Consider the following 12,931-nt stretch of genomic DNA (forward strand, 5'->3'; position numbering starts at 1 on the left):
ATGCAAATTTATAAAGTATTTACATTATTAAGGTCTTCAAACGCCTTTTTTAAGCGATCAACAAAAGCATTTTCGCCTTTTCGCAACCATACTCTAGGGTCATAGTATTTTTTATTTGGAACATCCTCGCCATCTGGGTTACCAATTTGACTAGTTAGATAAGCTTCTTTTTCTTTCATGTAATCACGGATGCCACTCATAAATGCATATTGCATATCTGTATCAATATTCATTTTTATTACACCATATCCAATAGCCTCACGAATTTCTTCGACAGTAGAACCTGAACCACCATGGAAAACAAAGTCTATATGATTGTGTCCTACACCATATTTTTCACTAACATAATCTTGAGAATTTTTTAAAATTTTCGGAGTTAGCTTTACATTTCCAGGTTTATATACACCATGAACATTTCCAAAAGCAGCTGCTATTGTAAATTGATCACTTATTTTACTTAACTCTTCGTAAGCATAGGCGACTTCTTCTGGTTGTGTGTATAATTTGGAGTCGTCAACATCAGTATTATCAACACCATCTTCTTCGCCACCAGTAATGCCTAATTCTATTTCAAGTGTCATACCTATCTTACTCATGCGCGAAAGGTACTGCTTGCAGATTTCAATGTTTTCTTCAATAGGCTCTTCGCTTAAGTCTATCATATGGGAACTGTAAAGTGGTTTTCCAGTTTCAGCAAAATGTTTTTCACTTGCTTCCAACAATCCATCTATCCAAGGCAGTAATTTTTTTGCACAATGGTCTGTGTGCAAAATAACAGGTACACCATAAGCTTCAGCCATTAAGTGCACATGTTTAGCACCAGCAATACTTCCAGCAATAGCCGCCTTTTGACCATCATTTGATAAACCTTTTCCGGCGTTAAATGCTGCACCACCATTTGAAAATTGAATAATAACAGGTGCGTTTAAATCTCTCGCAGTTTCCAAAACACCATTAATGCTGCTAGAGCCAATAACATTTACTGCTGGTAAGGCAAACCCTTTTTCTTTAGCTAGTTTAAATATATTTTGAACTTCTTGTCCAGTTGCAACTCCTGGTTTTATGTTATGTGACATGTACTTTTAATTTTAGTGATTAACAAAAATAAGAAAAAAAGATAGGCTAGAAAGGGTAATTGATACCAATGTTATAAACAGCATTTCTGAAGTTGTAATCTTTAAACCAGCGTTCGCCATCAGGGTAGGATGGGTCGTAGGTTTTGAAACCAATATCGAATCTGAAAACTAAGAATCCAAAATCATAGCGTAAGCCAAAACCAGAACCTAAAGCAATATCTTTTAGTGAACTAAAACTATCAAAAGTGGCATTTGGGTCTTGAACATTATCTAGAACATTCCATATATTTCCTGCATCGGCAAATAGTGCACCATATACGTCATCAAAAATATTAAAACGATATTCTGTATTAAAAGCTAGTTTTAAATTGGCTTCGTTAAATTCGTTATTACTTTCAGAACTACCTGGCCCAAGGCTATAGGCTGTCCATGCCCTATTGTCATTTGTTCCACCTGCAAAGAAACTTTTTGCAAAAGGAATACTGTTCGAGTTACCGTAAGGAATGGCGATGCCAAAAAAGCCACGAACTGCAAAAACGCGTTTTTTACCTAAATCCCAATGTTTTATATAATCGAACTCTGTTTTTACATATTGGGAGAATACCACATCTAAAATTTCATAGTTACCATTGGTGTTCTTCTCTTTTCCAAAAACGTTTGACATTAGCGATGCAAAATTACCCGCTGTTTCAACTTTACCTCTAAAAATAAAAAAATTCTCATCAAACAAACTCTTTCTGTTGTCACGAACATAGCTAAATGCAGAAGAAAAAATAAGGTTGTTTTCTGTTAAACGAGTTTTCCGTTCATCTATATAGCTGATGTCTTGAACATCATCATCAGTCAATCCAGGCGGCGGCATATCACTTAAAACTTCGTTAATAAATTGATCTGCCTGTTCAGGTATAATTAAATTTTCGTCCGGGCCAACATATCCAATATCTTGGGCAATTTCATTTAATTGATCGTAAGATGTAGAGTATACGTTAAAATAGTTATTTGGATTTAAGTTTCTTACATATTGAACATTAAACAAATCCAAACGATTTGTAACCTTGGTGTTGGGTTTCCACTGGTAATTAAGGGTTCCAGATAGTGTGCGCTTATCTAAACCAATATTGGTTTGGCTTGAGGTTGATAAACTAACACTGGATCGTGGCGACATGTACTTGGGTATTAGCTTATCTGTATTAAAAGGTGAAAAAATTCTTGGAAAAGTTAACATTAAGTCGGCTCCCCATTCTTGGATGTCAAAAAACCTGTCTTCATCATTTGCGGCATCTTTTGATGCACCAATAGAACCAAATGCAGTTAATTGTAAAGTTTCTGCTTTTCCAAATACATTACGCATTAATATTGAAGGGTTGAATGCCAAACCTATTTGTTGAATATTACTTTGAGAAACCTCTGCACTAAATTCTAAACCAAACTTTTTTAGCGGTGTTAAAAAAACGTTGGCTGTTAGTGTTGTGTCAGGGTTTTCAACATACTCAATGTTTGGATACTTAAAGGTTCGTAATTCTGAAATATAGCGGTAGGAAAGTGTTCGGTCTCTATCTTTAAACACTTCTCCTGGTGTTATAAAAACAGCATCGGTCAATGCTTTTGGTTTAAAACGTAGCTTGTCGTTGCTGTAAAGGTTGTAGCCATCAACGCTTAAGGAGTCTTTAATGGTTTTGTCCTTGTTTAAATAGGAGTAGTCTGTATAGATATTAACTTCTTTAATTTTGTAAATTTTAAAAGGCTCTGTACGCGTTGAATCGTCATTTTTTATAATACGATCGCCAATTTGAAGCTCAACGTCTACTTTTTTGTTTGTTCTTACGGTATCCATTTCAAAAAACACATAATCCTCACTAAAATGATACACGCCATTATTCCTAAAATTACTAGTTAGGCGGTCTTTCTCTAATCCAAAGGTTTTGGTTTTATAGCGTTCGTTAAGCTTGATGGCAGATTCTTTTTTTGATGACTGATATAATGAATCAATAACGGGAGATTCGATTTTTGTTTTTAGTGAGTTAACAATATAAGGCTCTCCTGTTTCCACAAAATAATCTACAGTGGCTCTTTTGTTGTCCAATCTATTTGTTTTAGATGTGACTTTTACATTAAACCAACCATTATTAAAATAATAAGCTTCAAGTCTGTTTAAAGTTCTATTTGTTTTTTCGTCATTAACAATAATAGGAGCTTCTCCTGTTTTCTTTAGCCATTTATTAAAGCCTATTCTGGCTTCGACATATTTGTTTAATTGTTTTTTTGACAAAAACTTTTCTAGACGTTCCCGTTTATTAGGTTTTGAATCTATATTGGAATTAACAATAGAATCTATATTGGGGCGTGCAAGATTATACAGATATAGCCTAAAAGGAATTCCTAAAAAATTGATGTTCTCTTTTTGGTATAATAAATTATTAATAGTTTCAGTTTTATCGACTTTGTCATTTACATAAATGGTATTCTTGTCAAGTAGATGTTCTTCATCACTAACTCTTTTAATAGAATTACAAGATGCAAGAAGCAAGGCTATAAAAATATTTAATACTATTTTTGAAGAGTCTATTTTCAAGAAGAACTGAATTATAAGTATATTATATTTTTTAAATTTTAGAGAATAAAATACTATTTGTATTAGCCTTCTCAAAAATACATTATTTCAATTGAAATATGCGCTTAAATTAATTTGTGTTTTTAGAACCAATGTAAACCATCTTTGTACTTGCAAAATCAATATAACAATTAACGAAATACGTTTGTATGATATCGAAAAATCAAGTTAAACTAATTCAAAGTTTAAAGCAAAAAAAGTTTAGAAACGAATATCAGTTATTTGTTGCCGAAGGTATTAAAACCATTACTGAACTTTTAGCTTCACATTTTGATTTACATCAATTATACGCAACAGAATCCTGCAATATTGATGCCAATAATAAAATACTTGTGACAGAAGCTGAATTAAAAAAAATTAGCTTTTTAAAAACACCCAATAAGGCAGTAGCGATTTTTAAAATGCCTAAAACATTGCCCATAAATCATGACAATTTAATAGTTGCATTAGATGATGTTCGAGATCCTGGTAATTTGGGGACTATAATTCGTTTGTGCGATTGGTTTGGTGTTAGCGATTTGGTATGCAGTAATGAAACGGTAGATTGTTACAATCCTAAAGTTGTTCAAGCTACTATGGGATCAATTACAAGAGTGAATATAACATATGCCGATTTAGAACAAGTTTTTAGCAAAAATGATTCACAGATTTTTGGTGCTTTTATGGATGGTGAAAATGTTTACCAATATAATTTGCCCAAAAAAGGCATGCTTGTTTTAGGTAATGAAGCTAATGGTATATCACGTTCTATAGAAAATTTGGTAACAGAAAGAATTTCCATTCCGCGTTTTGGCTCATTGCAAGCCACAGAAAGTTTAAATGTGGCTACTGCAACGGCTATATTGTTAAGCGAATTTAAGAGAAATTTTACTGGAAAGTGAGGTTTATAAAAACACCTCGAGTTTTCATTGAATTAATATTCCCGGTCCAAGGACTATTTGGGTCTACATCAGGAACAATTTCGTCGTTAATAGCAAAAACACCTCTAATGGATGGGGTAAATTTAAAGAATGCCAAATAAAAATCGATCCCAAAACCAACTTCATAAAATAACATATTGGTTTTGGTTCTAAATTGCCCAGAGCTATTATCGTCAGGGTTTTTTTCATTACTTGACAGGTTTATGGCAGTAGATATTCCACCAACCACAAAAGGTTTAAAATTATTTAGACGTTTTGATGAAAATTTAACTAACAACGGAATATAAATGTAAGTTGATTTTACTTCTCTCATTAAATCTGATTCTGTGTATTCTATACCATCAAAATAACTTTCGTCATAAGTAAGGTTTCTGGTTGTAATGGTAAGACCTGGTTCTAGGCGCAAGTCTATATATTCCATGATTCTTAAATTACCAATTAAACCAACATTAAAACCAACACTTTTATCTACAAGAATGTCAGGTCTATCTTCATTGTAGTCAAAATTAAAGTCCATATTGTTAAAACCTAAATAGTAACCCCAAGACAATCTTCTCTTGTCTTCGTTTTCTAGGTTTCTAATTTTTTCCTTGCTAAAAAGCTGTGCATTAGATGTTTGTGCTAAACATAGAAAAGCAAAAAGTAATACGATTTGTCTCATATATTTATTTTGATGCTGTATAAATAGTTGCCACTCCTAAAGTTTGTGGTAAATCAGTAACATTAATAAACCCAATTTTACGTAAAATATTGTTTAGTTTTTCACCGTAAGGAAAAACAGATGCCGATTCGCTTAAATATTTATAAGCACTTTTGTCTTTAGAGAATAATCTACCAATTTTGGGTAAGACATATTTTGTGTAAAAATTGTACCCTTGTTTGAAAGGTGTTTTTGTTGGAACGGAAGTTTCTAAAATCACAAAAATGCCGTCTGGCTTCAACACACGATAAATTTCAGTTAAGCCCTTATCTAGGGTTTCAAAATTTCTTACACCAAAAGCTACGGTAATAGCATCAAAGGTGTTGTCTTCAAAAGGCATATTTTCAGAATCGCCTAAAACCATTTCTATAGTTTGGTCTAAACCTTTTTTTGCTACTTTTTGTTTACCAACATTTAGCATACCACTACTAATATCTAAACCTACAATTTTAGTGGCTTTAGTTTCGGCTAGCTGAATGGCAAGATCTCCCGTTCCAGTAGCAATATCTAAAATAGATTTTGGTTTTTTTTCACCGACAAGTGCTACTACTTTTTTTCGCCATGAAACATCAATACCAAAAGAAATAACACGGTTTAAGCCATCGTAATCTTCCGAAATGGTATCAAACATTTTTGTTACCTGTTCTTTCTTACCTAGCTTACTATCTTTATATGGTTTTACTTTCGACAAAGTCTTAAATTTTGGCAAATATAAACTATTCATAAGGCATTAAGCAACTAGTTGGTAAATAATTATAATCGCTGCATAATTAATGGTGAATCGTATTTTTTGGCTTATATTTGTACTGCTTTTTAGTTTACTACACATGAAAATAATTATTGCTGGTGCTGGTGAAGTTGGATTTCATTTAGCAAAATTATTGTCTTTTGAATCTCAAGAAATAACCTTAATAGATACCAATAAAGATAGTTTGCTTTATGCAGATAATCATTTAGATATAAAGGTAATTAAGGGTGATGCCACATCAATAGCTATCCTGAAGGACGGACGTGTTGAGTCGAGTGATTTGGTTATTGCGGTAACGTCCTCTGAAACCACAAATATTACGGTTTGTGTATTGGCAAAACAATTAGGAGCAAAACGAACCATTGCTAGAATTTCTAACACGGAATTCATTCATTACAAAGACGAAGTTGGGTTCACCAAGTTTGGTATTGACGAGCTTATTTCTCCTGAAGCATTAGCAGCTGCTGAAATTAGATTATTGTTGGACCAATCGGCTTTTAGTGATACATATGCGTTTGAAGATGGTGCTTTAACTATGGTTGGTTTGGATTTGTCTAGAACTATGGCATTTGTTGGGAAAACTGTGAAAGAAGCTGCTGGTATTTTTCCTGAAATTCATTTTGTGCCTATTGCCATTCAACGATTTGGAACTCAATACACTATTATTCCAAGAGGTGATACCCAGCTAAAAGAAGGTGACCATGTTGTTTTTATTACATCTGAAGGTGGAGCCGAAGAGTTATGTAAAATAACCGGTAAAATAAATACAGAAATCAAGAATGTTATGATTCTTGGAGGAAGCAAAATTGGTTACAAAACAGCTCGTGATTTAGCAAATAGTCACTTAAATATTAAGCTTATTGAGAAAGACAAGGCTCGTGCCTTCGATTTAGCAGATGAATTACCTAATGTTTTGGTAATTAATGGGGATGGGCGTAATGTTGATTTGTTGGATGAAGAAAGTATTGGTGAAATGGATGCTTTTATAGCGGTAACTGGAAATAGCGAAATTAATATTATGTCCAGTCTTGTGGCGAAATCTAAAAATGTAAAAAAGACAATTGCCTTGGTTGAAAATATGGACTATTTTGAGTTATCACAATCCATTGGTATCGATACCTTAATTAATAAAAAGCTACTAGCTGCCAATAATATATTTAGATATGTGCGTAGAGGCGATGTTGTTGCTATGACCAAGTTGAATAACATGGATGCCGAACTTTTAGAGTTCAAAGTTAAATCCAGCTCTGCAATTTGTAACAAACTTATTAAAGATGTTGGTTTTCCGCGTTCTGCAATTATTGGTGGTGTTATTCGTGATGACGTTGGATATATAGCTCTTGGGGATTTTAAAATTCAAGAAGGTGATCGTGTGGTAATTTGTGGTTTGCCGCGTTCTATAGAACATGTTGAAAAGCTTTTCCTCTAAAATGAGACTCAATTATAAAATCATATTTCACTTTTTAGGACTTTTGCTTCTATTTAATGGAGGGTTTATATTACTATCCTCGTTAGTGAGTTTGATTTACAATGATGGGGTTACTACCAACCTTTTGCTTGGCGGTATAATTACGTCGGCTATTGGTACTTTGGTAATGTTTAGAACTAAAGACCACAAAAAGGAAATGAATAAACGCGAAGGTTACATTGTTGTAACTTTTGGTTGGATTATAATGGCGTTGTCAGGCACATTGCCTTATGTGTTAACAGGTGTGATTCCGGAGTTTACCGATGCTTTTTTTGAAACCATGTCCGGTTATACAACAACAGGAGCATCTATTTTAAACGACATAGAATCTGTGCCTTATGGTGTGCTTTTTTGGCGTAGTTTGACCCATTGGATTGGAGGCATGGGTATTATTGTTTTGGCAGTGGCTATCTTACCCCTATTAGGAATTGGAGGGATGCAAATGTTTGCTGCCGAAGCACCGGGTCCCAGTGCCGATAAACTTCATCCAAGAATAACTGATACAGCTAAAAGATTGTGGTTGATCTATTTTGGTTATACAGCTTTAGAAACTATTTTATTAAAAGTGGCTGGGATGTCCTTTTTTGATGCTATAAACCATGCTATGTGTACCCTTTCAACAGGGGGATTTTCTACAAAAAACGCAAGTATAGCGCATTGGAATAGTCAACCTATTATTCAGTATATCATTATAGTGTTCATGTTTTTGGCAGGAACCAATTTTGTGTTAAGTTATTTTGCATTTAAGGGAAAAGTCCAAAAAATTATTAGAGATGAAGAATTTAAACTCTATTTTAAGTTTATAGTTGTATTTACCGCTATAGCTTCACTTATAATATACTTTAAGGCCGACCCTTCAATATCTTCTATACAGCATCCTATGGTCTGGGGAGAAGGTGAGAGTGCATTCAGACATGCGCTTTTTCAGGTATTGGCAATAATTACGACAACAGGTTTTGTTACAGCTGATTATACGCTTTGGACACCCTTTTTAGTCGTATTCTTTTTTGGATTAATGTTTCTTGGAGGTTCAGCCGGAAGTACATCAGGTGGTGTAAAAGTGGTAAGGCATTTGTTAATGATAAAAAATGGTTTTATAGAGTTCAGACGCTCTTTGCACCCTAATGCTATTCTCCCGGTTCGGTATAATACCAAATCTGTTTCAGGTGATATTGTTTTTAATATTCTTGCCTTCTTTATTCTGTACATGTTATCCTTTATTATTGGTGCATTGGTGTTTTCTATGTTTGGCATTAATTTCGAATCTTCTGTAGGTCTTGCAGCTTCAAGCTTGGGTAATGTAGGACCCGCTTTGGGTGATTTTGGTCCAGTAAACAATTATGCCGCTTTACCAGCTTTGGGTAAGTGGTGGAGCGCTTTTTTAATGTTGCTTGGAAGACTTGAGCTTTTTACCGTTCTTATATTGTTAACACCTTTCTTTTGGCGTAATAGGTAGTCACTTTGTACGGGAATAGATTTTACTGTAACATTTTTTTTGATTGCTCGTCTATATAGTACAATCAATCAAAAAAATAATACTTATCATGAATACTATTACCACACATCAGGAGTCTGAAGCCTTTCTTTTATGCAAAACCAAAACAATTTTAAATAAACCTTCGGGTATTTTGATTTCTAATTATAAAATGGTTGCAGCACGTAACTATGATAATCTGGATTCTAATTCTATTTTCGGTAAGAAGCAATTAGCAAAAGGCTATTTGTTTAATACGAATTCAGGTGTCGAATTTGCTATTAGAGTTTCAGTATTTTTGGGGTTATTCTTCTTTCTTTTTTAAAAAGAATTTCATTTAACTTCTCATTGAAATATTACACTTGTAACATTTTGTAAGATTTTACTACTAATATATAAAGCGCTTTTTTCAGATTGTTAACTGATTGTCTTTTGAGCGTATTCTCAAGAACTATCTTTTATATGTTAGGTGGTCGAAATTAATATTTGGATTTCGGTTATGTATTCTAGTTGCAGGTTTCAATTATTAAATCAAATTATTATGGGTGGAGAAGGGTCAATGATGCATATGATTAATACGCTTAAGAATAATAAGAGTATGCTATCAAAACGAAAAGAAAGAAGAGGTCTCCAAGGTAAATACTCTGGAGAAAAACTTGAATTTGAAAATTCAGCTACAAAAACAGATTTAGAGCAAATACGATTACGCTTAAAACAAGAAAACAAACAAAAGCAAATTAGAGTTTTGATTGTTTTTGGAATATTAATGGTATTGGTTTTAAGTGTATTTGTTTACTTCTTTTAAAGTAAAAAGCCACTTAATGGTGGCTTTAATTTTTATTAGTTTTAACTCACAACAGCTTTAATGCGTTTTATGGCTTCGGTTATTTGTTCTTGACTAGCAGCATAAGAAATACGTATACAATCAGGATTTCCAAAGGCATCACCAGTTACCGTGGCAACTAAAGCTTCTTCCAATAAGAATAGTGAGAAATCTGTTGCATTGTTTATAATTTTTCCACGTAATGTTTTTCCGAAGAAAGCTGATACATTTGGGAATACATAAAAAGCACCTTCTGGTGTATTGTTTACAAAGCCTGGGACATCCTCAAGAAGTTTTAAAACTAAATCACGACGAATCTTAAATTCATCTATCATATATTTAACACGAGTTGGCGATTCATTTAAGGCAGTTATAGTGGCACGTTGGGCAATACAATTGGCTCCACTGGTAATCTGGCCTTGCATTTTATTACAAGCTCTAGCTATTTCAGTTGGCGCGCCAATATAACCAATACGCCAGCCTGTCATGGCAAAGGCTTTAGATACACCATTTACAGTAATGGTTCTGTCAAACATATCGCTAAATTCAGCCATGCTTGCATGTCCATTTTCAGTAAAGTTAATGTGCTCATAAATTTCATCTGAAACGACATAGATATTTGGGTGCTTTTGTAAAACGTCGGCTAATGCGCGTAATTCTTCTTTACTATAAAGCGACCCGCTTGGGTTACAGGGCGAGCTATACCAAATCATTTTAGTTTTTGGTGTGATAGCGGCTTCCAATTGCTCCGGAGTCATTTTAAAATCGGTATCGATTGTGGTTTTGACTTCTACAGGAATTCCTTGAGAAACAGAAACAATATCAGAATAACTTACCCAATAAGGACATGGTAAAATAACTTCGTCACCTGGGTTTATGAGTACTTGGGCGACATTGTATAATGCTTGTTTTGCACCAGTAGACACAACAATTTGAGGTAATGTGTATTCTAAATTATTATCTCTTTTAAACTTTTTTATTATGGCTTCTTTTAGGTCTACATAACCATCAACAGGTGTGTAAGAATTGTAATCGTCATTAATGGCATTAATTGCTGCTTCCTTTATGTAATCTGGCGTATTAAAATCAGGTTCGCCTAAACTTAATCCTATAATATCTTTACCTTCAGCACGTAATTCCCTTGCTTTTGCCGCCATAGCTAAAGTGGCAGATGTAGACATATTTAAAACTCTATCTGATAGTAGGCTCATAGTGGTTAGTTGTTTCGAATTACTACGGTTATTATGCCAATTGCGGATTTCTACCTAGAACTTTTAGCTGTCTGTAGTGTTCGGCAATTGCTGTCCAAATAGATTGGTATTCGTTATACGGCAAACTAAATTCTTTTGCAGTTTCTTTTACAATTTTAGCAATATCTCTATAGTGAATATGACTAATGTTTGAAAACAAATGATGTTCCACTTGTCTATTTAATCCACCCGTGTAAAATTCTACAATCCAACTTTCAGGTGAGAAATTTGAGGTTGTAAATAATTGATGAATTGCCCAAGTGTTTTTCATGTTGCCATTTTCGTCTGGTAATGGCATTTCAGTATTTGGCATAACATGTGCTAATTGGAAAATCACACTTAAAATAATTCCTGCTGTATAGTGCATGATAAAGAATCCAATTAAAACCTGCCACCAAGTATAGCCTAACGATAGTGGTAAAACTACCCAAATGGCATAATATAAAATTTTACCAACAATTAGTTTTGTCCATTGTGTTGCTGGATTTGGAAATTCACCATAAGACAGACGCCTTTTTAAGTATTGGTATGTTTGTTTAAAATCTGTAGTTATGGCCCAATTTACTGTAAGTAATCCATATAAGAAGAAGGCATAAAACCTTTGGTACTTATGAATTTTAAACCATTTGGCATGTTTTGAAAAACGAATAATTCTACCTGCATCAATATCTTCGTCATGGCCTTGAATATTAGTGTAGGTGTGGTGCAAAACATTATGTTGAACTTTCCAATTGTAATCGTTTCCTGCTAAAATATGAATACTACTACCCATTAATTTATTGACCCATTTTTTACTCGAAAAAGAGCCATGATTGGCATCATGCATAACATTCATGCCCACGCCAGCCATTCCAACTCCAATTGTCATCATACAGATAACTTGAAGCCAAGTTGGTAAGTCAAGAGTTAATAATAAAACTAAAGGGCCTAGTAATAAAGTAAACATAATTATGGCTTTTGTGTAAAGCTTCCAATTACCAGTTTTTTTAAGGTTGTTTTCTTTAAAATAATTGTTAACGCGTTTGTTTAACGTTCTAAAAAATTTAGCCGGATCCGATTTCGAAAAGGTTAAAGTTTGTTGTGTCATTTTTATGCTATTAAAAGTTTATAACGATTAAAAATTCAAATCATTATACGGTGCCAAATATAAATAATTAACAGAGTTATCTTTGTAAAGATTTCATAAAATGTCCACAATATTTGTGCTACTTTTGTGGAAAAGTAAAAAACATGCTGCTTATTTTAAAATATTTTCCTGATTTAACTGAAGATCAAGTTGATAAATTCAAAAAGTTGGAAGCCTTATATCAGGACTGGAACTTAAAAATTAATGTGGTTTCCAGAAAAGATATCGATGAGCTGTATTTGCGTCATGTTTTACATTCCCTAGCCATTGCGAAAGTTATTCAATTTAAAGACGGGACAAAAATAATGGATGTAGGCACTGGAGGTGGTTTTCCAGGTATTCCATTGGCTATTTTATTTCCTGAATGTTCATTCCATTTGGTTGATAGTATTGCAAAAAAGCTAAAAGTTGTTGATGAGGTTGTTGAGGGTTTGGGTCTTGAAAATGTAAAGACCTCGCATTCCCGTGTTGAGGAAATTGATGCTACTTACGATTTTATTGTAAGTCGAGCTGTGGCAGCCATGCCTACATTTGTGCATTGGATAAAAGGTAAAGTTGCCAAAAAGCAAAATCACAAACTGAAAAATGGTATTTTATATCTTAAAGGAGGCGATTTAAGTCAGGAACTTCAGGATTATCCTAAAGCTACCATTTATAATATCTCTGACTTTTACACTGAAGATTTTTTTGATACCAAAAAAGTGGTTCACTTACCAATAAAATATAAAGGATAGC

12 protein-coding genes are annotated in these 12,931 nt (G+C 33.6%); 6 read left to right on the top strand and 6 right to left on the bottom strand.

Going from position 1 to position 12,931, the window contains the following annotated elements; genetic code table 11:
- Positions 1–8: 8 nt before the first annotated feature.
- Together fbaA and tamL are read right to left on the bottom strand one after the other, a co-directional pair.
- A complete protein-coding gene (gene fbaA, locus K7G76_RS03685) occupies positions 9–1,076 on the bottom strand; it encodes a class II fructose-bisphosphate aldolase (RefSeq protein ID WP_223032847.1) in 1,068 nt (355 codons plus the stop codon).
- Positions 1,077–1,122: 46 nt separating this feature from the next.
- Positions 1,123–3,648: a translocation and assembly module lipoprotein TamL gene (gene tamL / locus K7G76_RS03690; RefSeq protein WP_223032848.1), complete on the bottom strand. Its 2,526-nt coding sequence runs from the start codon at positions 3,646–3,648 to the stop codon at positions 1,123–1,125.
- Positions 3,649–3,836: 188 nt separating this feature from the next.
- Between tamL and K7G76_RS03695 the strand changes: the two genes are divergently transcribed.
- The gene (locus K7G76_RS03695) at positions 3,837–4,568 is read left to right on the top strand and encodes a TrmH family RNA methyltransferase (RefSeq protein ID WP_223032849.1); all 732 of its coding nucleotides are present in this window, start codon (positions 3,837–3,839) and stop codon (positions 4,566–4,568) included.
- Here the strand turns inward: K7G76_RS03695 and porT are convergent.
- Both porT and ubiE read right to left on the bottom strand, forming a co-directional pair.
- Positions 4,555–5,268, bottom strand: coding sequence for a type IX secretion/gliding motility protein PorT/SprT (gene porT / locus K7G76_RS03700; protein ID WP_223032850.1), 714 nt, complete (start codon positions 5,266–5,268; stop codon positions 4,555–4,557). The genes K7G76_RS03695 and porT overlap by 14 nt on opposite strands.
- 4 nt (positions 5,269–5,272) lie before the next feature.
- Complete coding sequence (gene ubiE / locus K7G76_RS03705) at positions 5,273–5,998, bottom strand: bifunctional demethylmenaquinone methyltransferase/2-methoxy-6-polyprenyl-1,4-benzoquinol methylase UbiE (protein ID WP_255572915.1); 726 nt, start codon at positions 5,996–5,998, stop codon at positions 5,273–5,275.
- Between the two features lie 136 nt (positions 5,999–6,134).
- Between ubiE and trkA the strand changes: the two genes are divergently transcribed.
- The 4 genes from trkA to K7G76_RS03725 all read left to right on the top strand — a co-directional run bounded on the left by trkA (position 6,135) and on the right by K7G76_RS03725 (position 9,802).
- Positions 6,135–7,484, top strand: coding sequence for a Trk system potassium transporter TrkA (trkA, locus tag K7G76_RS03710; RefSeq protein WP_223032852.1), 1,350 nt, complete (start codon positions 6,135–6,137; stop codon positions 7,482–7,484).
- A gap of 1 nt (position 7,485) precedes the next feature.
- A complete protein-coding gene (locus tag K7G76_RS03715; protein WP_223032853.1) occupies positions 7,486–8,979 on the top strand; it encodes a TrkH family potassium uptake protein in 1,494 nt (497 codons plus the stop codon).
- A gap of 88 nt (positions 8,980–9,067) precedes the next feature.
- Positions 9,068–9,322, top strand: coding sequence for a hypothetical protein (locus tag K7G76_RS03720; protein WP_223032854.1), 255 nt, complete (start codon positions 9,068–9,070; stop codon positions 9,320–9,322).
- Positions 9,323–9,538: 216 nt separating this feature from the next.
- Complete coding sequence (locus tag K7G76_RS03725) at positions 9,539–9,802, top strand: hypothetical protein (protein ID WP_223032855.1); 264 nt, start codon at positions 9,539–9,541, stop codon at positions 9,800–9,802.
- A gap of 41 nt (positions 9,803–9,843) precedes the next feature.
- Here K7G76_RS03725 and K7G76_RS03730 read toward each other — a convergent pair whose 3' ends face one another.
- Together K7G76_RS03730 and K7G76_RS03735 are read right to left on the bottom strand one after the other, a co-directional pair.
- Positions 9,844–11,031: a pyridoxal phosphate-dependent aminotransferase gene (locus K7G76_RS03730; RefSeq protein ID WP_223032856.1), complete on the bottom strand. Its 1,188-nt coding sequence runs from the start codon at positions 11,029–11,031 to the stop codon at positions 9,844–9,846.
- Between the two features lie 31 nt (positions 11,032–11,062).
- Positions 11,063–12,157, bottom strand: a complete 1,095-nt coding sequence (locus K7G76_RS03735) for a fatty acid desaturase family protein (protein WP_223032857.1) — start codon at positions 12,155–12,157, stop codon at positions 11,063–11,065.
- A gap of 143 nt (positions 12,158–12,300) precedes the next feature.
- On the opposite strand from K7G76_RS03735, the gene rsmG reads away from it, so the two are divergent.
- Positions 12,301–12,930, top strand: coding sequence for a 16S rRNA (guanine(527)-N(7))-methyltransferase RsmG (rsmG, locus tag K7G76_RS03740; protein ID WP_223032858.1), 630 nt, complete (start codon positions 12,301–12,303; stop codon positions 12,928–12,930).
- Position 12,931 lies beyond the last annotated feature (1 nt).

It is taken from the genome of Hanstruepera marina (assembly GCF_019880635.1).
GTDB lineage: Bacteria > Bacteroidota > Bacteroidia > Flavobacteriales > Flavobacteriaceae > Hanstruepera > Hanstruepera marina.

Bases quoted from the DNA above. Each gene is read 5' to 3' on its own strand.
- fbaA (WP_223032847.1), bottom strand. From the start codon at position 1,076: ATGTCACATAACATAAAACCAGGAGTTGCAACTGGACAAGAAGTTCAA.
- K7G76_RS03695 (WP_223032849.1), top strand. From the start codon at position 3,837: ATGATATCGAAAAATCAAGTTAAACTAATTCAAAGTTTAAAGCAAAAA.
- porT (WP_223032850.1), bottom strand. From the start codon at position 5,268: ATGAGACAAATCGTATTACTTTTTGCTTTTCTATGTTTAGCACAAACA.
- trkA (WP_223032852.1), top strand. From the start codon at position 6,135: ATGAAAATAATTATTGCTGGTGCTGGTGAAGTTGGATTTCATTTAGCA.
- K7G76_RS03715 (WP_223032853.1), top strand. From the start codon at position 7,486: ATGAGACTCAATTATAAAATCATATTTCACTTTTTAGGACTTTTGCTT.
- K7G76_RS03720 (WP_223032854.1), top strand. From the start codon at position 9,068: ATGAATACTATTACCACACATCAGGAGTCTGAAGCCTTTCTTTTATGC.
- K7G76_RS03725 (WP_223032855.1), top strand. From the start codon at position 9,539: ATGGGTGGAGAAGGGTCAATGATGCATATGATTAATACGCTTAAGAAT.
- K7G76_RS03730 (WP_223032856.1), bottom strand. From the start codon at position 11,031: ATGAGCCTACTATCAGATAGAGTTTTAAATATGTCTACATCTGCCACT.
- K7G76_RS03735 (WP_223032857.1), bottom strand. From the start codon at position 12,157: ATGACACAACAAACTTTAACCTTTTCGAAATCGGATCCGGCTAAATTT.
- rsmG (WP_223032858.1), top strand. From the start codon at position 12,301: ATGCTGCTTATTTTAAAATATTTTCCTGATTTAACTGAAGATCAAGTT.